Annotated in this window: 19 protein-coding genes and 2 pseudogenes; 18 read left to right on the forward strand and 3 right to left on the reverse strand. The window is 71.1% G+C overall.

The window, feature by feature from the left end:
- Positions 1-65: 65 nt before the first annotated feature.
- The gene (locus K1J60_RS35285; RefSeq protein WP_220651852.1) at positions 66-1,868 is read right to left on the reverse strand and encodes a glycoside hydrolase family 15 protein; all 1,803 of its coding nucleotides are present in this window, start codon (positions 1,866-1,868) and stop codon (positions 66-68) included.
- 577 nt (positions 1,869-2,445) lie between these two features.
- Between K1J60_RS35285 and K1J60_RS35290 the strand changes: the two genes are divergently transcribed.
- The 12 genes from K1J60_RS35290 to K1J60_RS35345 all read left to right on the forward strand — a co-directional run bounded on the left by K1J60_RS35290 (position 2,446) and on the right by K1J60_RS35345 (position 16,297).
- A complete protein-coding gene (locus tag K1J60_RS35290; protein ID WP_033528897.1) occupies positions 2,446-4,104 on the forward strand; it encodes a CTP synthase in 1,659 nt (552 codons plus the stop codon).
- A gap of 96 nt (positions 4,105-4,200) precedes the next feature.
- The gene (locus K1J60_RS35295) at positions 4,201-4,827 is read left to right on the forward strand and encodes an NUDIX domain-containing protein (RefSeq protein WP_220649747.1); all 627 of its coding nucleotides are present in this window, start codon (positions 4,201-4,203) and stop codon (positions 4,825-4,827) included.
- Positions 4,828-5,066: 239 nt separating this feature from the next.
- Entirely contained in the window at positions 5,067-7,157 is a 2,091-nt protein-coding gene (locus K1J60_RS35300; protein WP_220649748.1) for a tetratricopeptide repeat protein, read from the forward strand.
- A 166-nt stretch (positions 7,158-7,323) separates the two neighbouring features.
- Positions 7,324-8,448, forward strand: coding sequence for an alanine dehydrogenase (gene ald / locus K1J60_RS35305; protein WP_220649749.1), 1,125 nt, complete (start codon positions 7,324-7,326; stop codon positions 8,446-8,448).
- A 446-nt stretch (positions 8,449-8,894) separates the two neighbouring features.
- Complete coding sequence (locus K1J60_RS35310; RefSeq protein WP_220649750.1) at positions 8,895-10,031, forward strand: ParA family protein; 1,137 nt, start codon at positions 8,895-8,897, stop codon at positions 10,029-10,031.
- Complete coding sequence (locus tag K1J60_RS35315; protein ID WP_220649751.1) at positions 10,016-10,585, forward strand: hypothetical protein; 570 nt, start codon at positions 10,016-10,018, stop codon at positions 10,583-10,585. The genes K1J60_RS35310 and K1J60_RS35315 overlap by 16 nt, the downstream gene beginning before the upstream one ends.
- 18 nt (positions 10,586-10,603) lie before the next feature.
- Positions 10,604-11,743 (forward strand): segregation and condensation protein A, encoded by a 1,140-nt coding sequence (locus K1J60_RS35320; RefSeq protein WP_220649752.1) that lies wholly within the window; start codon positions 10,604-10,606, stop codon positions 11,741-11,743.
- Positions 11,740-12,393 carry an SMC-Scp complex subunit ScpB gene (gene scpB, locus K1J60_RS35325; RefSeq protein ID WP_220649753.1) on the forward strand — a complete coding sequence of 218 codons (654 nt, stop codon included), beginning with the start codon at positions 11,740-11,742 and terminating at the stop codon, positions 12,391-12,393. The genes K1J60_RS35320 and scpB overlap by 4 nt, the downstream gene beginning before the upstream one ends.
- Positions 12,393-13,553: a pseudouridine synthase gene (locus tag K1J60_RS35330; RefSeq protein ID WP_220649754.1), complete on the forward strand. Its 1,161-nt coding sequence runs from the start codon at positions 12,393-12,395 to the stop codon at positions 13,551-13,553. The genes scpB and K1J60_RS35330 overlap by 1 nt, the downstream gene beginning before the upstream one ends.
- 219 nt (positions 13,554-13,772) lie before the next feature.
- Complete coding sequence (locus K1J60_RS35335; protein ID WP_220649755.1) at positions 13,773-14,498, forward strand: NUDIX hydrolase; 726 nt, start codon at positions 13,773-13,775, stop codon at positions 14,496-14,498.
- A complete protein-coding gene (locus K1J60_RS35340) occupies positions 14,498-15,520 on the forward strand; it encodes an ADP-ribosylglycohydrolase family protein (RefSeq protein ID WP_220649756.1) in 1,023 nt (340 codons plus the stop codon). Before K1J60_RS35335 ends, K1J60_RS35340 begins: the two co-directional genes overlap by 1 nt.
- A gap of 3 nt (positions 15,521-15,523) precedes the next feature.
- Positions 15,524-16,297 (forward strand): nucleotidyltransferase domain-containing protein, encoded by a 774-nt coding sequence (locus K1J60_RS35345; protein ID WP_220649757.1) that lies wholly within the window; start codon positions 15,524-15,526, stop codon positions 16,295-16,297.
- Here K1J60_RS35345 and K1J60_RS35350 read toward each other — a convergent pair.
- A complete protein-coding gene (locus K1J60_RS35350) occupies positions 16,214-17,047 on the reverse strand; it encodes a nucleotidyltransferase domain-containing protein (RefSeq protein WP_259408063.1) in 834 nt (277 codons plus the stop codon). The genes K1J60_RS35345 and K1J60_RS35350 overlap by 84 nt on opposite strands.
- Before the next feature lie 22 nt (positions 17,048-17,069).
- Positions 17,070-17,498 (reverse strand): Rieske (2Fe-2S) protein, encoded by a 429-nt coding sequence (locus K1J60_RS35355; protein WP_220649758.1) that lies wholly within the window; start codon positions 17,496-17,498, stop codon positions 17,070-17,072.
- A 228-nt stretch (positions 17,499-17,726) separates the two neighbouring features.
- Here K1J60_RS35355 and aroH point away from each other — a divergent pair, with 228 nt between their 5' ends.
- The 6 genes and pseudogenes from aroH (at position 17,727) to K1J60_RS35385 (ending at position 21,131) form a co-directional block, all read left to right on the forward strand.
- Positions 17,727-18,089 carry a chorismate mutase gene (aroH, locus tag K1J60_RS35360; protein WP_033528887.1) on the forward strand — a complete coding sequence of 121 codons (363 nt, stop codon included), beginning with the start codon at positions 17,727-17,729 and terminating at the stop codon, positions 18,087-18,089.
- Complete coding sequence (locus tag K1J60_RS35365; protein WP_220649759.1) at positions 18,086-19,171, forward strand: prephenate dehydrogenase; 1,086 nt, start codon at positions 18,086-18,088, stop codon at positions 19,169-19,171. Before aroH ends, K1J60_RS35365 begins: the two co-directional genes overlap by 4 nt.
- 95 nt (positions 19,172-19,266) lie before the next feature.
- Positions 19,267-19,386, forward strand: a pseudogene (locus K1J60_RS35370) (prephenate dehydrogenase); the annotation flags it as partial.
- Positions 19,387-19,481: 95 nt separating this feature from the next.
- Positions 19,482-19,601, forward strand: a pseudogene (locus K1J60_RS35375) (prephenate dehydrogenase); the annotation flags it as partial.
- Between the two features lie 160 nt (positions 19,602-19,761).
- A complete protein-coding gene (cmk, locus tag K1J60_RS35380) occupies positions 19,762-20,439 on the forward strand; it encodes a (d)CMP kinase (RefSeq protein ID WP_220649760.1) in 678 nt (225 codons plus the stop codon).
- Positions 20,436-21,131: a lysophospholipid acyltransferase family protein gene (locus K1J60_RS35385; protein ID WP_220649761.1), complete on the forward strand. Its 696-nt coding sequence runs from the start codon at positions 20,436-20,438 to the stop codon at positions 21,129-21,131. Before cmk ends, K1J60_RS35385 begins: the two co-directional genes overlap by 4 nt.
- The last annotated feature ends 15 nt before the right edge of the window (positions 21,132-21,146 follow it).

Genomic DNA, 21,146 nt, shown 5'->3' on the forward strand with positions numbered 1-21,146 from the left:
CTTGCCGTGCGCGCCTGCGCGCGCCCCGGTCCGCCGCCGTGCGCGCCGGACCGGAGGGCGCGCGCTCAGCCTCCGTACGCTCCCGAGGCGGTAAGCCGCAGGGCCGTGTCGATGAGGGGGACGTGGCTGAACGCCTGCGGGAAGTTGCCGACCTGGCGCTTGAGCACCGGGTCCCACTCCTCGGCGAGGAGGCCCAGGTCGTTGCGGAGGGAGAGCAGCTTCTCGAAGAGCTTGCGGGCCTCGTCGACCCGGCCGATCATCGCCAGGTCGTCGGCCATCCAGAACGAGCAGGCGAGGAACGCGCCCTCGTCGCCCGGCAGCCCGTCCACGCCCTCGTCCTCGCCGGAGGTCGGGTAGCGCAGGATGAAGCCGTCCGGGGTCGACAGCTCGCGCTGGATCGCCTCGATGGTGCCGATGACCCGCTTGTCGTCCGGCGGCAGGAACCCCATCTGCGGGATCAGCAGCAGAGACGCGTCCAGCTCCTTGGAGCCGTACGACTGTGTGAAGGTGTTGCGCTCCTTGTCGTACCCCTTCTCGCACACGTCCCGGTGGATGTCGTCGCGCAACTCGCGCCACTTCTCCAGCGGGCCGTCCGCGTCACCGGACTCGATGAGCTTGATCGTGCGGTCCACCGCGACCCACGCCATGACCTTGGAGTGCACGAAGTGGCGGCGCGGCCCGCGCACCTCCCAGATGCCCTCGTCCGGCTCGTCCCAGTGGTCCTCCAGGTAGCGGATCAGCTTCAGCTGGAGGAGCGAGGCGTAGTCGTTGCGTGCCAGGCCCGTCATGTGGGCCAGGTGCAGGGCCTCGGTGACCTCGCCGTACACGTCCAGCTGGAGCTGGTGCGCGGCGCCGTTGCCGACCCGGACGGGCGCGGAGTCCTCGTACCCGGGCAGCCACTCCAGCTCGGCCTCGCCCAGCTCCCGCTCACCGGCGATCCCGTACATGATCTGCAGGTTCTCCGGGTCGCCGGCGACGGCGCGGAGCAGCCACTCGCGCCAGGCGCGGGCCTCGTCGCGGTAGCCGGTGCGCAACAGCGAGGAGAGGGTGATGGCCGCGTCGCGCAGCCAGGTGTAGCGGTAGTCCCAGTTGCGGACGCCGCCGATGTGCTCCGGGAGGGACGTCGTCGGAGCGGCGACGATGCCGCCGGTCGGGGCGTACGTCAGGGCCTTCAGCGTGATCAGGGAGCGGATCACGGCCTCGCGGTACGGGCCGTGGTACGTGCACTGCTCCACCCAGTCACGCCAGAACTCCTCCGTGGCCTGGAGCGACGGCTCGGGCTCCGGCAGCGGCGGGGGCTGCTTGTGCGAGGGCTCCCAGGAGATCGTGAACGCGATCCGGTCCCCCGGCGTCACGGTGAAGTCGGCGTAGGTGGTCAGCGCCTTGCCGTAGGTCTCGCACTCCGTGTCGAACCACACGGAGTCCGGCCCGGCGACGGCGACCGTGCGCCCCTCGTGCTTGTGCACCCAGGGCACCACCCGGCCGTACGAGAAGCGCATCCGCAGCGCCGAGCGCATCGGCACCCGGCCGCTGACGCCCTCCACGATCCGGATCAGCTGTGGGGCGCCGTCACGCGGCGGCATGAAATCCGTCACACGGACCGTGCCGCGCGGGGTGTCCCACTCGGATTCCAGGATCAGCGAGTCGCCCCGGTACCTGCGGCGGGAGGCCGTGGGCGGCTCTGCGTCGGCCGCGTGCGCGGGACCCAGTCTCCAGAACCCGTGTTCCTCGGTGCCGAGCAGTCCCGCGAAGACGGCGTGGGAGTCGAAGCGGGGCAGGCACAGCCAATCGACCGTGCCGTCCCGGCAGACCAGCGCGGCGGTCTGCATGTCTCCGATGAGTGCGTAGTCTTCGATGCGCCCGGCCACGTGCAACTCCAGTCGAACGGCCACGTCGTCGCCCCCCGAGGGGCGGTCGCTGTGCGGTGTGCGGTCAAGGGACCCAAGGGATCGGCAAAGGAACCATGCTTCCAGAGTGATCCAAGGGACGGTGTCATGCGATGTCGCTCAACGATCCTCAACGCATATGAGGCGATCGTTGCTCAACGGACTGACGAGCTCTCATGATTACCGGAGACGGGCGGGGGTGTTGCCGTCGCGGCGGCCGCGCTCGGCAGCGAGTGTCCGAAGAGGATACGACGCACCGGAGGGCTCCGCGTGCCGCTCGAGGCAACACGAGTGAGCCGAACGGGTGAGCTAATGGTGAAGGTCGACCGAGATTCGCCGATGGTCGTACGAGGTCCGTGTCGGCCCGTGCGCGGAGCGTGGCCGGAAGCGATCGTGTCCTGTCGCTGATACCCTGGTAGCCCGTGGACCGGTGGGCGCCCCAGTCGAAAAACTCGGCAAGAGGGACCCCCGAACCGCAGCGAAGGCACCCCCGAAGGATGAGTTCGGGCGGCGGCCGACCCGCACACCGAACCGCGACCACGGGAGCCCCCTCTTGGCCATGCCGCCCGCTGCTTTTCGAAACACGACGACAAAGCACATCTTCGTCACCGGGGGTGTCGCCTCCTCGCTCGGCAAGGGTCTGACCGCCTCCAGCCTCGGCATGCTGCTCAAGGCCCGTGGCCTGCGTGTCGTGATGCAGAAGCTCGACCCCTACCTGAACGTCGACCCGGGCACGATGAACCCCTTCCAGCACGGTGAGGTGTTCGTCACCAACGACGGCGCCGAGACCGACCTGGACATCGGCCACTACGAGCGCTTCCTCGACCGCGACCTGGACGGCTCGGCCAACGTCACCACGGGCCAGGTCTACAACACCGTCATCGCCAAGGAACGGCGCGGCGAGTACCTCGGCGACACCGTGCAGGTCATCCCGCACATCACCAACGAGATCAAGCACCGCATCCGGCGCATGGCCTCCGACGAGGTCGACGTCGTCATCACCGAGGTCGGCGGCACCGTCGGCGACATCGAGTCGCTGCCGTTCCTGGAGACCGTCCGCCAGGTCCGTCACGAGGTCGGCCGCGACAACGTCTTCGTCGTCCACATCTCGCTCCTGCCGTACATCGGACCCTCCGGGGAGCTGAAGACGAAGCCGACACAGCACTCGGTTGCGGCTCTGCGCAACATCGGTATTCAGCCAGATGCGATCGTGCTGCGCTGTGATCGTGAGGTTCCCGCCGCGATCAAGCGCAAGATCTCCCTGATGTGCGACGTCGACGAGGCCGCCGTGGTCGCGTGTCCCGACGCCCGCTCGATCTACGACATCCCGAAGACGGTGCACGGCGAGGGCCTGGACGCCTATGTGGTCCGCAAGCTGGACCTGCCGTTCCGGGACGTGGACTGGACGACCTGGGACGATCTGCTCGACCGCGTCCACAACCCGCTCCACGAGATCAACCTGGCGCTCGTCGGCAAGTACATCGACCTGCCCGACGCCTACCTCTCGGTCACCGAGGCGCTCCGCGCGGGCGGCTTCGCCAACAAGGCCCGTGTGAAGATCAAGTGGGTCACCTCGGACGACTGCAGGACCCCGGCCGGCGCCGCGGCCCAGCTCGCCGACGTCGACGCCATCTGCATCCCCGGCGGCTTCGGCGACCGGGGCGTCTCCGGCAAGGTCGGCGCCATCCGGTACGCCCGCGAGAACAAGATCCCGCTGCTCGGTCTCTGTCTGGGCCTGCAGTGCATCGTGATCGAGGCCGCGCGCAACCTGGCCGACATCCCGGACGCCAACTCCACCGAGTTCGACGCCGCCACCGCGCACCCGGTCATCTCCACCATGGCCGAGCAGCTCGACATCGTCGCAGGCGAGGGGGACATGGGCGGCACGATGCGGCTGGGCATGTACCCGGCCAAGCTCGCCGAGGGCTCGATCGTGCGCGAGGTGTACGACGGCAAGGAGTACGTCGAGGAGCGCCACCGCCACCGCTACGAGGTGAACAACGCCTACCGCGCGGAACTGGAGAAGAAGGCCGGTCTGCAGTTCACCGGCACCTCACCCGACGGCAAGCTCGTCGAGTACGTCGAGTACCCGCGCGAGGTCCACCCGTACCTGGTCGCGACCCAGGCGCACCCCGAGCTGCGCTCCCGTCCGACCCGCCCGCACCCGCTGTTCGCGGGGCTGGTGAAGGCCGCCGTGGAGCGGAAGACCGGCAAGTAAATCCGAGCGGCGCGAGAGCTGTACGGTGACCGGGGTGCGCGTCTTTCGGGACGTGTGCCCCGGTTTCTTTTTGCATGTGTGGGAGGACGAGTCGACATGACGATCAAGGACACCGCCGAGGCGTGGGAGGTCCGGGCGAGCGAGACTCCGTTCGTCGGCAAGAAGACCTCCGTGCGCACGGACGACGTGGTCATGCCCGACGGGTCGGTCGTCCGCCGTGACTACCAGGTGCACCCCGGGTCCGTCGCCGTCCTCGCCGTCGACGACCAGGACCGGGTGCTGGTCATCCGGCAGTACCGTCACCCGGTCCGCGAGAAGCTCTGGGAGATCCCGGCGGGCCTGCTGGACGTGCCCGGCGAGAACCCGCTGCACGCCGCGCAGCGCGAGCTGTACGAGGAGGCGCACGTCAAGGCGGAGGAGTGGCGGGTGCTCACCGACGTCTACACCACGCCCGGCGGCTGCGACGAGGCGGTGCGGATCTTCCTGGCCCGGGATCTCTCCGAGGCCGAGGGGCAGCGGTTCGAGGTGGAGGACGAGGAGGCCGACATGGAGTTGGCCCGGGTGCCGCTGGACGAGCTGGTGCGGGGGGTGCTCGCGGGGGAGCTGCACAACAACTGCCTTGTGGTGGGGGTCCTTTCGCTGGTGGCCGCGCGGAGTGCGGGCGGGGTGGAGTCGCTGCGGGCGGCCGAGGCGCCGTGGCCTGCGCGGCCGTTCGAGATCTAGGGGTGTTCGAGGTCGTGGATGAGCTGCGGGCCGTATGTGGCCGGTCGCGCAGTTCTCCGCGCCCCTGACGGGGCGCTGATGCCGGCCTCACACCATCAGTCCTACGATCGCTTGATCCGATCAGGTGACCTGCCCGCGACGCTCCGCCCAGATCGTCGCAGAGCGTGAACTAGGCTCGGGAAACGCCCGAACCGGAGTCCCGGCGGGCTTGCTCGTGCGGTGGGACGGGAGAGTGGCCCGTGGCGGATCAGGCGGTGGACCTCGGGGGTGCCCGGGTGTCCGGTACGGGGCGGCCCCCGGCTGTCGAGGCCGCCCCCACGGACAGTCAGTTCCTGGGCCGCACAAGAGAGTTGAAGGAACTACGGGCCGACATCGGCCGGGCCGGGCTCAACACCCTCGCGGGCCGCAAGGCGCCCCACGCGCGGGTGCTGCTCATCGCCGGCCGGCCCGGTTTCGGGCGCACCGCGCTCGCCGAGGAACTCGTGCGGCAGGTTACCGACGGTTACCCCGATGGGGTGCTGCGGACCCGGCTCACCGAGCCCGACGGCACCCGGGTACCGGTCGAGCGCGCGGCGCGGGAACTGCTCGAGGGGCTCGGGCTGCCGGCGCCGGCCGGGGCCGACGAGGACGATCTCAGCGAGGCGTTGCGCGAGGCGCTGGCCGACCGCCGGGTGGTGCTCCTGCTGGACGACGCGGCCGACGCCGAGCAGGTCGACGCGCTACTGCCGGACACCCCCGACTCCCTGGTCGTGGCGGTCTCCGGAGGCCCGCTGACAGGCATCTCCGACGTCCGGCCGTGCACCCTGGGCGGTCTGGACACCAAGTCCGCCGTGGAGTTGCTGGAACGCTTCAGCGGCTCGGTGCGCATCACCGTGGACCCACGCTCGGCCGAGGGGCTCGCCGAGGTGTGCGGGGCCCAGCCCGCCGCGCTGCGGCTCGCCGGGGGCTGGCTGGCCGCCCGTCCCTCCGTCGCCGTCTCCGACCTGGCCAAACAGCTGCGTGCCGACGAGGACGACCGCCCGCCGCTCGCCAAGATCTTCAGACTGTCGTACGGCTCGTTGCCGACCACCGCCGCGCGGATGCTGCCCCTGCTCGCCCTGGCCCCCGCCGGCCTGGTCGACCCGCACATCGCCTCCGGCCTGGCCGGCTGCTCGGTCGACACGGCCCGCGGCACACTGGACGACTTCGTGGCTCTGGGCTTCCTGCACGAGGTCGACTCGTCGCTGCCGCAGTACGAGGTTCCCGGCTGTCTCCAGCCGCTGTTGCGGTCCCTCGCCGAGAGCCAGGAGCGGCCGGGCGAGCTGCAGCTGGCTCGCGCGCGGATGCTGGAGCGGACCGTGCGGCTGCTGCAGTCCTGCCGCGCCATCACCGAGACCGACAGCCCGCTGGCCCGCGAGAAGCTCCTCGCGATGCCCAAGGCGCTGCGGTTCCCGACCCCCCGGGCCGCCGAGGAGTGGCTGCGGGCGAGTCGCCCCGCCCTGCTGGCCGCGGCCCGGCTCGCGGTCGCCGACGGTGAGCTGGACACCCTCGCCCGGCGCCTGATGTCGCAGCTGGTCCGGGCCTTGGTGGCGCACTTCGGCACCCGGGCCGCCGCCTGCGACCTGTACGACCTGCACGGGCTCGTCCTCGATGTCGCCGAGCGCCGTGAACTGCCCCGCGAGCAGGCGGCCGCCCTGCTGAACCTCGGCGATTTGGACGCCCGGACCGGCCGTACGACGTCGGCGCTGGCCCGCTACCGGGCCGCGCTCGACGCCGGACGCCGGGCGAACGACCCGTACGCGACCGGCCGCGCGATGGAATCCGTAGGCGGTGCCCATCAGGAGCTGGAGGACTACGAACGGGCCGCCGACTGGTACGGCAGGGCGCTCGCCCAGCGGCTCGCCCGCGACGAGCGCGAGGACGCCGCCCGGCTGTACGGCCGGATCGCCGCCGCGCACACCTACGCGGGCCGGTACGGCGAGGCGCTGCGCAACTGGAGCTCCGCGCTCACCGGCCACCGTCGGCTCGGCGATGTGGCGGGCCAGGCAAGGGTGTTGAGCGAGATGGCCCGCGTCCAGGAGTACGCCGGCCGGCCCGAGGAGGCGCTGCGGACGTGCCAGGAGGCCGCGGAGTGGGCCCGGCGCGCCGACGACGTCCGGCTGCAGGCCGCGATCCAGCTGCGGATCGCCGACACCCTGGAGCGGCTCGGCGACCCGGCGGCGGCCCGGCTGCACCGCGCGGCGGCCGATCGGCTGCTCGGCGACGAGGCTCCCGCCCCCCAAACCAACGAGATCGAGCCGGAACAGGGTGCTAACGCCTGCGAAATCCGTAGTGCATCCGCGAAAGATTGATGCATTGAAAGGCTAGACAGCGGGGACACCTTCATTAGACTGGCTGCGCCGCCGGTTCTCCTGCGGTGTCTCCCGGTGCGCTCAGATGCGTACGGGTATGTCCTGCATTGCGTGGGCATGTTCCGCCTGTGCGTGCGAGCCCCCACACCCCTCCGAGCCAAGGACCGTGATCGACGTGAAGGTCGGCATCCCCCGCGAGGTCAAGAACAACGAGTTCCGGGTGGCCATCACCCCCGCCGGCGTGCACGAGCTCGTGCGCCACGGCCACCAGGTCGTCATCGAGCAGGGCGCCGGAGTCGGCTCGTCGATCCCGGACCTGGAGTACGTCGCCGCCGGCGCCGAGATCCTGGCCACGGCCGACGAGGTCTGGGCCGTCGCCGACCTGCTGCTCAAGGTCAAGGAGCCCATCGCCGAGGAGTACCACCGCCTCCGCAAGGACCAGACGCTCTTCACCTACCTGCACCTGGCCGCCTCCAAGGAGTGCACGGACGCCCTCGTCGAGTCGGGCACGACCGCGATCGCATACGAGACCGTCGAGCTGCCGAACCGCGCGCTGCCGCTGCTCGCGCCGATGTCGGAGGTCGCGGGCCGGCTCGCCCCCCAGGTCGGCGCGTACCACCTGATGCGGGCCAACGGCGGGCGCGGGGTGCTGCCCGGCGGTGTGCCGGGGGTGCTGGCCGGGCGGGCCGTCGTCATCGGTGGTGGTGTGTCGGGCTGGAACGCGGCGCAGATCGCCATCGGCATGGGCTTCCACGTGACCCTGCTCGACAAGGACATCAACAAGCTCAAGGAGGCCGACAAGGTCTTCGGCACCAAGATCCAGACCGTCGTCTCCAACGCCTTCGAGCTGGAGAAGGCCTGCCTGGAGGCCGACCTCGTCATCGGCGCCGTCCTCATCCCGGGGGCGAAGGCCCCGAAGCTGGTCACCAACGAGCTGGTGTCGCGGATGAAGCCGGGAAGTGTCCTTGTCGACATCGCGATCGACCAGGGCGGCTGCTTCGAGGACTCCCGGCCCACCACTCACGCCGAGCCGACCTTCCCGGTCCACGAGTCGGTCTTCTACTGCGTCGCCAACATGCCCGGCGCGGTGCCCAACACCTCCACCTACGCGCTGACCAACGCCACGCTGCCGTACATCGTCGAACTCGCCGACCACGGCTGGGCCGAGGCGTCGCGCCGCGACCCGGCGCTGGCCAGGGGGCTCAACACCCATGACGGCAGGGTCGTTTACCGCGAGGTGGCCGACGCGCACGGCCTGGAGCACGTCGAGTTGGCGTCGCTGCTCGGCTGATCCGCCGGCGACGAACTCGCCTTCGGGGTGTCGACGGCCCGCTGACCGGCTGCTTTAAGTCACCTTTCGGTAAAAGGCGATACGTCAACACAGGTCGTCAACAGCACCTTCCCGGCCGGATCTTGCCCGACAAGGTCCGGCCGGATGTGTGTATGGTCACTTTGCGACACTCGCGCAACTCGCCTCGAACATAACCGTTCGGATGTTTCGCGCACCGGTGAAACCTGCCGTGCGACGGCCCTACGCCCTTGACAGCCGCATGTTTCATTGCCGACACATCGGGCCGGGTCCGGCGGATTGTGTTGCTGCGGACCGCCGACACGCCATAGAGTCGCCAACCGTCGGCATGGTGCCACGCTGACCTATCTAGAAGTTTCCTGGTCACCAAGGAGGTAAGACGACTTGTGAATGAGTCGACATTTACTCCCGGGGGTGGTCAACCAGGAATGCCTGCGCCGGTCTCGGGCCCCACGGGGTTCGCGGCTGTCGGCTCCGTCGCTGTCCGCACCTTCGCAGCCCACCAGAGTCAGCAGCCAGCCGGGCTAACTCCGACAGCACTCCAGAGCATGGATGGCCAACACGTGAACGCCATGGCCGGCGACGGAAGTGGCGGGGTCCACAACCACTTCGCCGACTACGACGAGCTGCCCGACGGGCACTTCTACGACCCCGACGCCGAGTACGAGCCCGATCCGGAGTACGCGGCCACGCTCGCGCCCGACGCGGCCCGCCAGCGCCGCGAGCGCATCGGTCCCACCGGTCGCCCGCTGCCCTACTTCCCGATCCCGGGCCCGCTGACCGACCACGGTCCCGCGAAGATCATCGCGATGTGCAACCAGAAGGGCGGCGTCGGCAAGACGACGTCGACCATCAACCTGGGTGCCGCGCTCGCGGAGTACGGCCGCCGGGTCCTGCTCGTCGACTTCGACCCGCAGGGCGCCCTCTCGGTCGGCCTCGGGGTGAACCCGATGGAGCTCGACCTCACGGTCTACAACCTGCTCATGGAGCGGGGCATGTCGGCCGACGAGGTCCTGCTGAAGACCGCGGTCCCCAACATGGACCTGCTGCCGAGCAACATCGACCTGTCCGCGGCCGAGGTCCAGCTGGTCTCCGAGGTCGCGCGCGAGTCGACGCTCCAGCGCGCCCTGAAGCCGCTCATGGCCGACTACGACTACATCGTGATCGACTGCCAGCCCTCGCTCGGTCTGCTCACGGTCAACGCCCTGACGGCCGCGCACAAGGTGATAGTGCCCCTGGAGTGTGAGTTCTTCGCTCTCCGTGGTGTCGCACTGCTGACCGAGACCATCGAGAAGGTCCAGGAGCGGCTCAACCCCGAGCTGGAGCTCGACGGCATCCTCGCCACGATGTACGACTCGCGCACCGTGCACAGCCGTGAGGTCCTCGCGCGTGTCGTCGAGGCGTTCGACGAGCACGTCTACCACACGGTCATCGGGCGAACGGTCCGCTTCCCGGAGACCACGGTCGCCGGTGAGCCGATCACCACGTACGCCTCCAACTCCGTCGGCGCCGCCGCCTACCGTCAGCTCGCCAGGGAGGTGCTCGCCCGGTGTCACGCCGAGTGAGTCTGCCGGGGGCCGACGAACTCTTCCGTACGACAGGGGGAATGGCGCTGCAGCCGTCAGCTCCCCGGCGGGGGCCAGGCGGAGAAGCCCGTGTGCCCGGTCCCGCCGGGGAGAGCGACGGGTCCGCCGGCGCGGAGGACGCGCCGCCGTCCGTGCCCGTGCAGGGCGGTGACGGCGAGGGGTCCGAGCATGTGGCCGCGGACGCCGAGTCCGACGGCGAGCAGCCGCGCAGCCGTAACGCCGCGGCGGGGGCCGAGCGGGCCGCCGCCGGGCGGCAGCCGAAGCCGCAGGAAGGTTCTGCCGCTCCCCGGAAACGGGGACGCGCCTCCGGGCGCCGGCCCAGCGGACGGGAGCGGCACGACGAGAAGATCACCGTGTATGTCTCCGCCGAGGAGCTCATGGACCTCGAACACGCGCGGCTGGTGCTGCGAGGGGAGCATGGGCTGGCCGTCGACCGGGGGCGGATCGTCCGGGAGGCCGTCGCCGTGGTGCTGGCGGATCTGGAGTCCCGTGGGGACGCGAGCATCCTCGTACGACGGCTGCGGGGGCGGTAGAGGTAGCCTGCGGGGGCTATGACCTCGTATGACTCCTCTGGCTCGGCTTCCGGTGGTTCCGGTGGTCGTCGGCGTGCGCTGGGGAGGGGGCCGACGGCTCCGCCGGTCGAGCCCGTTTCGAGTGGGTCGTCGGTCGCGGAGAGTTCTTCGACTGAGGCCGGTGGGGCGTTGTGCCCACCCGTTCCGCCCTGCGGAACGCCTGCCCACGACGCAGGCGGGGGTGACGAGGAGCCGACGGCTGCCGCCCCCGCCGAGGCCGATCCTGCAGCCGAGCCCGAGCCCGAGCCCGAGCCCGAGCCCGAGCCCGAGCCCGAGCCCGGCACCGCAGGCGGGTCCGAAGGCGGCGGTGGCGGTGGGTTCAAGGTTCGGCTCGCGAACTTCGAGGGGCCGTTCGATCTGTTGCTTCAGTTGATCTCGAAGCACAAGATGGATGTCACCGAGGTGGCGCTGTCCAAGGTCACCGACGAGTTCATGGCGCACATCCGGGCCATGGGGCCGGACTGGGACCTCGACGAGACGACCGAGTTCCTCGTCGTGGCGGCGACGCTGCTGGATCTGAAGGCGGCGCGGCTGCTGCCCGCCGCCGAGGTCGAGGACGAGGCCGACCTCGCGCTCCTCGAAGCCCGGGACCTGCTGTTCGCCCGGCTGCTCCAGTACCGCGCCTACAAACGGATCGCGGACATCTTCAACCATCGGCTCGACGAGGAGGCCCGGCGCTATCCCCGGACCGTCGGGCTGGAGCCGCACCATGCCGAGCTGCTGCCCGAGGTGGTCATCAGCATCGGGGCGGAAGGATTCGCCAGGCTCGCGGTGAAGGCGATGCAGCCGAAGCCGAAGCCGCAGGTGTACGTCGATCACATCCACGCGCCCCTGGTGAGTGTGCAGGAGCAGGCCGGGATCGTGGTCGCGCGGCTGCGGGAGCTGGGGGAGGCGTCCTTCCGTGTGCTCGTCGAGGACACCGACGACACCCTGACCGTCGTCGCCCGCTTCCTCGCGCTGCTGGAGCTCTACCGGGAGAAGGCCGTGGCGCTGGACCAGGAGACGGCCCTCGGGGACCTCATCGTGCGCTGGACCGGCGGCGAAGGGAACGCCGAGCCCGTGGTCACGGACGAGTTCGACCGGCCGCCCGAACCGCCGAAGGAGGAGACGAAGGCATGAGCGATGAGACGACCGAGGCGCCCGCGGGGTCGCGTACCGTCGCCGACCTCGACCTCAAGCCCGCCCTGGAGGCCGTCCTCATGGTCGTGGACGAGCCCGCGACGGCGGAGCATCTGAGCAAGATCCTGGAGCGGCCGAAGCGGCAGATCTCCAAGGCGCTCAGGGAGCTCGCCGACGAGTACGCGACCCAGGGGCGCGGCTTCGAGCTGCGGCTGATCGCCGGGGGCTGGCGGTTCTACACCAGGCCCGAGTACGCCGCCGCCGTCGAGCGGTTCGTGCTCGACGGGCAGCAGGCCCGGCTGACCCAGGCCGCGCTGGAGACGCTGGCCGTGGTCGCGTACCGGCAGCCGGTGAGCCGGAGCAGGGTCTCGGCCGTACGAGGAGTCAACTGCGACGGGGTCATGCGCACCCTGCTTCAGCGGGGCCTGGTCGAGGAGGCGGGCGCGGAACCCGAAACAGGTGCGATCCTGTACAGGACGACGAACTACTTCCTGGAGCGGATGGGCCTGCGCGGCCTGGACGAGCTCCCGGAGCTCGCGCCCTTCCTCCCGGAGGCGGAGGCGATCGAGGCCGAGACCCAGGAAGCCGTACCGTCGTTCGATCCGGACGCTCCGGATTCCGAGGACACAGACGACAAGACGGAACTTTGATGCGAAGCAGCAGCGGCAGGAACAGCGGCGGAAACAACGGCGGGAGCCGTGGTGGCAACAGCGGCGGCCGCGGCGGGAGCAGTGGTGGACGCGGCGGGAGCGGTGGTGGACGCGGCGGGAGCGGTGGTGGCCGCGGCAACTACCGCGGCGCCGGGAACGACCGCGACGACAGGCAGGGCGGTCGGCCGAAGAAGCCCCGCCCCGAGGAGCGCCGTTACGACGTGGGCCCCGGCGGCTCCCCGGAGGGTCCCAAGTCCGGGCGCGGCGCCTCGGCGCGCGGCGGGGCCAAGGGCGGTCCGAAGCAGTCCCAGCAGCAGCGCGGCCGGTCGGCCCCGGCGACCTCGCGCGAGTACGACGCGCGGGCCGAGGAGCGCAACCGGGAGCGTTACGCGGGCAAGAAGGACATCAAGCTGCCCAAGACCTTCCCGGGTGCCGAGCAGGAGGGCGAGCGGCTGCAGAAGGTCCTCGCGCGCGCGGGCTACGGCTCGCGGCGGGCCTGTGAGGAGCTGATCGAGCAGGCGCGGGTCGAGGTCAACGGCGAGATCGTGCTGGAGCAGGGCAAGCGCGTCGACCCGGAGAAGGACGAGGTCAAGGTCGACGGTCTGACCGTCGCCACGCAGTCGTACCAGTTCTTCGCGCTGAACAAGCCCGCCGGTGTCGTCTCCACCATGGAGGACCCCGAGGGCCGGCAGTGCCTCGGCGACTACGTGACCAACCGCGAGACGCGGCTGTTCCACGTCGGACGGCTCGACACCGAGACCGAGGGCATCATCCTGCTCACCAACCACGGCGAGTTGGCGCACCGGCTGACCCACCCCAAGTACGGCGTCAAGAAGACGTACGTCGCGCACATCGTGGGCCCGATCCCGCGCGACCTGGGCAAGCAGCTCAAGGACGGCATCCAGCTGGAGGACGGGTACGCGCGCGCGGACCACTTCCGTGTGGTGCAGCAGACCGGCAAGAATTACCTCGTGGAGGTCACCCTCCACGAGGGGCGCAAGCACATCGTGCGCCGGATGCTGGCCGAGGCCGGCTTCCCCGTCGACAACCTCGTCCGCACCGCCTTCGGGCCGATCACCCTCGGCGACCAGAAGTCGGGCTGGCTGCGCCGCCTGTCGAACACGGAGGTCGGGATGCTGATGCAGGAGGTCGACCTCTAGGCCTTCGGAGGTCTCGGGTCTCGCCGCGGCGCGCGGCGCGTTCGAGCAGGAGCCGGTCCCCGCTTTGCCGTCGGGGCCGGCTCTTTGCCGTTCCCGACGCCGCTCGTGACGCCGTTCTTGGCGTTCCTTTCCTCGTAAAGGGCTTGTGGGCCCGGCACCCATCCCTTTATAGTCGTGGTGACTATTAGTCATGGTGACCATAAAAAGGGGGCGATGGGTATGACCTCACCCGAGGGCTACGACAAGTACGCCTTCGAACCCTTCGCCGTCACCGTGGACCTGGCCGTCTTCACTGTCCGCGCGGGCACCCTGCAGGTGCTGCTCGTCGAGCGCGGACAGGAACCGTACGCGGGCCGCTGGGCGCTGCCCGGCGGGTTCGTGCTGCCGGACGAGTCCGCGGAGGAGGCCGCCTGGCGCGAACTCGCGGAGGAGACCGGCCTCAAGGACGACTCCGGACTCCACCTGGAGCAGCTGCGCACCTACAGCGAGCCCGGCAGAGACCCCCGGATGCGGATCGTCACCGTCGCGTTCGCCGCTCTGCTCCCGGACCCGCCCGTCCCGCACGGCGGAGGTGACGCCGCGCAGGCCCAGTGGCTGCGCTTCAACGCCATCGGCCCGCTCGCCTTCGACCACGACCGCATCCTCGCCGACGCCCATGAACGCGTCGGCGCCAAGCTCGAATACACCTGTCTCGCCACCTCCTTCTGCCCGCCCGAGTTCACCCTCGGCGAGTTGCGGCAGGTCTACGAGACCGTGTGGGGCACTCCGCTCGACCGGCCCAACTTCCGGCGCAAGGTGCTGGCCACGCCGGGCTTCGTCGAACAGGTGCCCGGCGCCGCCCGCCTGACCGGCGGTCGCGGCAAGCCCGCCGCGCTGTACCGCGCGGGTGGGGCCACCGCCCTGCACCCGCCGCTGCTGCGACCCACCACGGAAGGACGGCACTGATGACCATGACGCTCCGTACGAAGCGCTCCGCCACCGGCTCCCTGCTCGGACTCGCCCTCGGAGACGCCCTCGGCTTCCCGACGGAGTTCAACGACGTTCCGTCGATCCTCGCCAAGTGCGGCCCCTGGCGGAAGATGGAGCTGCCGAAGCCCGCGATCGTCACGGACGACACCCAGATGACGCTGGCGCTGGCGCACGGGCTGCGGACGGCCATGGACCGCGGATCACTCGGCGCCGAGGCGCTGGAGCGGGCCGTCCGCAAGGAGTTCGTGGAGTGGTCCCGCTCCCCGGAGAACAACCGAGCCCCCGGCAACACCTGCCTGGTCGCCTGCGACCTCCTCGCGGTCGAGCGCCACCCCTGGCAGTTCGCCAGCCAGATCCACTCCAAGGGCTGCGGCGCCAACATGCGGGTCGCGCCGCTCGGCCTGATCGGCCCGCTCAGCGATGAACAGCGCGCGGGCGCCGCCCAGTTGCAGGCCGCCCTCACCCATGGCCACCCCACCGCGCTCGCCGCCTCGGACCTCACCGCCCACGCGATACGGCTGCTCGCCCAGGGCGCCGAACCCATGGGTCTGATCGGCCGGCTGCGTTCGTACGCGTACGAGAACCGCTCCCGGTACCACGCGCGCTGGCTCGGCGACCTGTGGACCTACAGCCAGGACCCCTCGCCCGAGCACTACATCGCCCGGGGCTGGGACGAGTGCCTGGAGGCCCTGGACCGGGTGCAGAGCGCCCTGCGGCTCCCGTCGCCCGAGACGGACCCCTGCCTGGCCACGGGGGAGGGCTGGATCGCCGAGGAGGCCCTCGCCACCGGGCTGTTGTGCTTCCTGCTCTTCGTCGACGAGCCCGTCACCGCGCTGCGCCGCGCCGCCTGCACCTCGGGCGACTCCGACTCCATCGCCTGCCTCACCGGTGCCTTCGCGGGCGCCTACCACGGGCCGGACGCCTGGCCCGCCGAGTGGGCCGACCGGATCGAGTACCAGGGCGACCTCGTCTCGCTGGGAGCCCTCTGGGACGCTTGAGGGATGACCGACGCCCTCACCGACGCCCTCGACCTCGATCTGGCACCCGTGGTCGCCGAACAGCCCGACCGGCTGCTGTTCGCGACCGTCTCCGGCGCCCACCTGTACGGCTTCCCGTCGCGCGACTCGGACGTGGACCTGCGCGGTGTGCATCTGCTGCCCACGGCCGAACTGGTCGGGCTGCGCGAGCCGGAGGAGACCCGGTCGCGGATGTGGGACCGGGACGGTGTCGAGATGGACCTCGTCACGCACGACCTGCGCAAGTTCGCCCGGCTGCTGCTGCGCCGCAACGGCTATGTGCTGGAGCAGTTGCTCTCCCCGCTCGTCGTGCACACCGGTGAGGCGCATCGCGAACTGGTCGCGCTCGCCCCCGGGGTCCTCACCCGTCACCACGCCCACCACTACCGGGGGTTCGCCATCACCCAGTGGCGGCTCTTCGAGAAGACCGGCGAACTCAAGCCGCTGCTCTACACGTTCCGTGTGCTGCTCACCGGCATCCACCTCATGCGCACCGGCGAGGTGCAGGCGCATCTGCCCACGCTGGTGCCGCAGGTGGACGAGGCGCCCGGGTACCTGCCGGACCTCGTCGCGGCGAAGGCGGCGTTGGAGCACGGCAAGGCCGAGGTCGACCAGGAGCGCGTCGCGGAGGACGTGGAGCGGCTCCAGGGGGTCCTGGACCAGGAGCAGGCGCTGTCAGCGCTCCCGGAGGGCCCCTCCGCGTACGACGCCCTGCACGATTTCGTCGTCCGGGTCCGCCTCGACGCCGCGAGGGTCTGAGCCGGTCCCGAGGTCTGTGTCGGTCCCGAGGTCTGTGTCGGTCCCGGGGTCCGGGCGCGCTCGCAGGGCGGACGCGTGCCGGGTGCGTACGACGAAGTCCTCGATCCGGGCCCGGTCCGGCTCCGGCGGCAGCGGGCTGCGGTGCACCGCCTCCTCGGCCTCCGTCGCCAGCCGGGCCATCCAGGACTCGACCCCGGCCCACGCCACCTCGCCCCGCTTCACCGCCAGCAGGGGCTCGCGCTGGTCGCCCACGTCGACGGTGAGCGTGCCCGTGCGCAGCAGGTCACGGCAGCTCATCAGGAGGCGGAGGAGATGCATGGCGTGCTTCCAGCGCGGGGCGCCGTGCGTACGGACGTCCGCGTCGAGCTTCTTGCACTGGCCGAGGGCGTAGCGGGCGAACGTCTCGTGGGCCTGCCGGGAGAGGAACGCCCCGCGCAGCGCGAGCAGTTCCCGGCCGGTGGCGTCGACGTGCTCCACCAAGGGGGAGTGCAGGCACTCCAGGATGTTCGGGTTGGCGCGCAGGGCCAGATTGCAGAAGCGCTCCAGCTCCCAGCCGAACTGCTCCTCCGCCGGACCCTCCACATGGGTCGGCGGCTTCTCGAAGCGCCAGAACAGTTCGGTGGGGGCCAGGAAGACGCCCCGCCGGTCGGTGTCGCTGTCGTCCGTCGCGAGACCGAAGGCCCGCGACCCCATCACACAGGCGTAGATCGTGTGGTCGCGGACCAGGGTGTGGGGATGCGGGGGCTGCATGCCCGGGAGCGTACGTGGTGCCTCAGGCCAGCTGAATCGAATTTCCCGAGACCTTGATCTCCTCGGCGGGCAGCGGCTCCGTGGCCGGGCCCCGTACCACCGCACCATCCGTGATCTTGAACTTGCTGCCGTGGCAGGCGCAGTCGATCGTCTCGTCCGAGACGCTGCTGACGATGCAGCCCTGGTGCGTGCAGGCCGCCGAGAAGGCCTTGAAATCACCCTCCTGCGGCTGTGTCACGACGACCTTCTGATCCTTGAAGATCCTGCCGCCGCCCACCGGGATGTCGGCCGTCCTGGCCAGTTCCTCACCGGCACCGCCCGTGTCGGCGTCCCCGGGCGAGGTCTCCTCCTGGGAGTCGCCGCCGTTGTCGCCGCCGCACCCCACCAGCAGCCCCGCCGTGCCCGCCGCGCCGGTCGCCAGCACCGTGCGCCGCGTCGAACCCACCGTCATGTCGTCACTCCGAACGTGCGGAAGAACCCAACCCTGGAGAGATTGCCACAAAAAGTGCGATTCGTACGTCCGGACCCCCCAGGGGGTGCGCAGGCGGTGCACCACCGCCGACCTCCCGGCGGGCGTCTCGGCAGGCGGGCGCCGCGCACCGGCCCGGGGCGGGCTGACTAGGCTGGACGTACAACGAGTCGGCATGAGTCGGCATGCACACCAGCGAGGAGCAGAGTCGTGGCGGTACGAGCGGTCCGGGGCGCCGTCCAGCTCGAACGGGACGAGGCGGGGCACATGGACGAGCAGGTGGGCGAGCTGCTCACCGCGGTCCTGGAGCGCAACGGGCTCGGCCCGGACGACCTGATCAGCATCTGGTTCACGGCCACCCCCGACCTGCATAGCGACTTCCCGGCCGCCGCGGCCCGCAAGCTCGGCATCGTCGACGTCCCCCTGATCTGCGCGCAGGAGCTGGACATCGAGGGCGCCATGCCCCGGGTCGTACGGATCCTCGCGCACATCGAGTCCGACCGGCCGCGCTCCGAGATCGCGCACGTGTACCTGGGCGCCGCGGCCGCGCTCCGCAAGGACATCGCCCAGTGAGAACCGCACTCGTCATCGGCACCGGGCTGATCGGCACCTCAGCCGCCCTCGCTCTCGCCCAGCGCGGGGTGATCGTCCACCTCACCGACCACGACCCCGAGCAGGCCCGTACGGCCGCCGCGCTCGGCGCCGGCACCGACGAGGCGCCCGAGGGCCCGGTGGACCTCGCGATCGTCGCCGCCCCGCCCGCGCACGTGGCCGCGACCCTCGCCGACGCCATGCGCCGGGGTCTCGCGCGTGGCTACCTCGACGTGGCGTCCGTGAAGGGCGGCCCCCGCCGGGAGCTGGAGGCGCTGGGCCTCGACCTCTCCTCCTACATCGGCTCCCACCCCATGTCGGGCCGCGAGAAGTCGGGGCCGTTGGCCGCGACCGGTGACCTCTTCGAGGGCCGCCCCTGGGTGCTCACCCCGACCCGGGACACCGACACCGAGGTCCTGAACCTCGCCCTGGAGCTGGTCTCGCACTGCCGGGCCGTCCCGGTGGTCATGGACGCCGACGCCCACGACCGGGCCGTCGCCCTGGTCTCGCACATGCCGCACCTCGTCTCCAGCCTGGTCGCCGCGCGGCTGGAGCACGCCGAGGAGGCTGCCGTACGGCTGTGCGGGCAGGGCATCCGGGACGTGACCCGGATCGCGGCCTCCGACCCCGGCATGTGGATCGACATCCTCTCCGCCAACCCCGGCCCGGTCGCCGACCTCCTCACCGATGTCTCCGCCGACCTCGACGAGACCGTCCAGGCCCTGCGCGCCCTCCAAGCCTCCGACGAGGCCAAGCGCCGCGAGGGCGTCACCGGCATCGAGGACGTCCTGCGCCGCGGCAACGCCGGCCAGATCCGCGTCCCCGGCAAGCACGGGTCCGCTCCGCGGAGCTACGAGGTCGTGGCGGTACTGATCGACGACCAGCCGGGCCAGCTGGCCCGCATCTTCGCCGACGCGGGGGCCGCCGGCGTCAACATCGAGGACGTCCGCATCGAGCACGCCACCGGGCAGCAGGCGGGTCTGGTGCAGTTGATGGTGGAGCCGAAGGCGGCGGTGGTGTTGACGGGGGCGTTGCGGGAGCGGGGTTGGGCGATCCGGCAGTAGGGGCGGGTGTTCGGGTCGGAGGCCGCCGCGGCTGTTCCGGTGCCCGGGAGGCGTCTGGGTGCCGAGTGGTGCGCGGGCGGCGTCGAGGGTGGGTCGTCCGCGTCGAGCACGCCACCGGGCAGCGGGCGGGTCTGGTGCGGTTGATGGTGGAGCCGAAGGCGGCGGTGGTGTTGACGGGGGCGTTGCGGGAGCGGGGTTGGGCGATCCGGCAGTAGGGGCGGGTGTTCGGGTCGGAGGCCGCCGCGGCTGTTCCGGTGCCCGGGAGGCGTCTGGGTGCCGAGTGGTGCGCGGGCGGCGTCGAGGGTGGGTCGTCCGCGTCGAGCACGCCACCGGGCAGCGGGCGGGTCTGGTGCGGTTGATGGTGGAGCCGAAGGCGGCGGTGGTGTCGACGGGGGCGTTGCGGGAGCGGGGTTGGGCGATCCGGCAGTAGGGAGGGATCGGCCCGTACGGCGCCGGGGCGGGGTCGCAGGCCGACGAGGGCCGGGTGCGTGGCCCCGGGCAGGGCCGGACGGGGTACGCGTACCCAGTACCCTTGTCCGGGGCGTCTTCCGTCCCGCCCCACCCTCTCGGACCAGGAAAGGTGCTCCCCAGTGGAACGCGCCACAGTGATCGTTGCCATCGACGGCCCCTCCGGCACGGGCAAGTCGAGCACCTCGAAGGCCGTGGCCGCGCAGCTCGGGCTGAGCTACCTGGACACGGGCGCCCAGTACCGGGCGATCACCTGGTGGATGGTCAGCAACGGCATCGACATAGAAGACCCCTCGGCGATCGCCGCCGTGGCGGGCAAGCCGGAGATCGTCTCGGGGACCGACCCGTCCGGGCCGACCATCACCGTCGACGGCACGGACGTCGCCGGGCCGATCCGCACCCAGGAGGTCACCTCCAAGGTCAGCGCGGTGAGCGCCGTCCCCGAGGTGCGGGCCCGGATCACCGAGCTGCAGCGCTCCATCGCGTCGGGCGCCGAGAACGGCATCGTCGTCGAGGGCCGGGACATCGGCACGACCGTCCTGCCGGACGCCGACCTCAAGATCTTCCTCACCGCCTCCCCGGAGGCACGCGCCGCCCGGCGCAGCGGCGAGCTGAAGGGCTCCGACGTGCAGGCGACCCGCGAGGCGCTCCTCAAGCGGGACGCGGCCGACTCCAGCCGCAAGACCTCCCCGCTCGCCAAGGCCGACGACGCGGTCGAGGTGGACACCTCCGACCTCACCCTCCAGCAGGTCATCGAGTGCGTGGTCACCCTCGTCGAGGAGAAGCGGGCGGGGAAGTGAGCGAGGCATCGGCGGACCGGGCGACCTCGGCCGGGACGACCTCGGTCGAGGCTCCTTCGGCGCTCGGTGCCGACGTGGGCCGGCGTATCGGTGTCGGCCTGATGTACGGGCTGTGGAAGCCGCGCGTGCTGGGTGCCTGGCGGGTCCCCGCGACCGGCCCGGTGATCCTCGCCCCCAACCACTCCCACATCGTCGACGGCCCCATGGTCATCGGCGTGGCGCCCCGGCCCTCGCACTTCCTGGTCAAGAAGGAGGCGTTCGTCGGTCCGCTCGGCCCGTTCATGCGCGCCGTCGGCCAGGTCGAGGTCGACCGCTCGACCGCCGACCGCACCGCCATCACCCGCGCACTCGCCGTCCTGGCGAACGGCGGAGTGCTCGGCATCTTCCCGGAGGGCACCCGGGGCGAGGGCGACTTCGCCTCGCTGCGCGCCGGGCTCTCCTACTTCGCCGTGCGCAGCGGAGCGCCGATCGTCCCGGTCGCCGTACTGGGAAGCACCGAGCGGCGCGGACGGTTGATCAAAGGGCTGCCCCCGCTGCGCTCCCGCGTCGACGTCGTCTTCGGCGACCCGTTCGAGGCGGGCGACGGCAGCGGGCGGCGGACCCGCAAAGCGCTGGACGAGGCGACCGTGCGCATCCAGCAGCAACTCGGCGCACACCTGGAGCATGCCCGGCGGCTCACCGGCCGTCGGTAAAACGCCGGGCGTCCG

Origin of the sequence: Streptomyces akebiae, from assembly GCF_019599145.1 — a bacterium.
Taxonomy (GTDB): domain Bacteria; phylum Actinomycetota; class Actinomycetes; order Streptomycetales; family Streptomycetaceae; genus Streptomyces; species Streptomyces akebiae.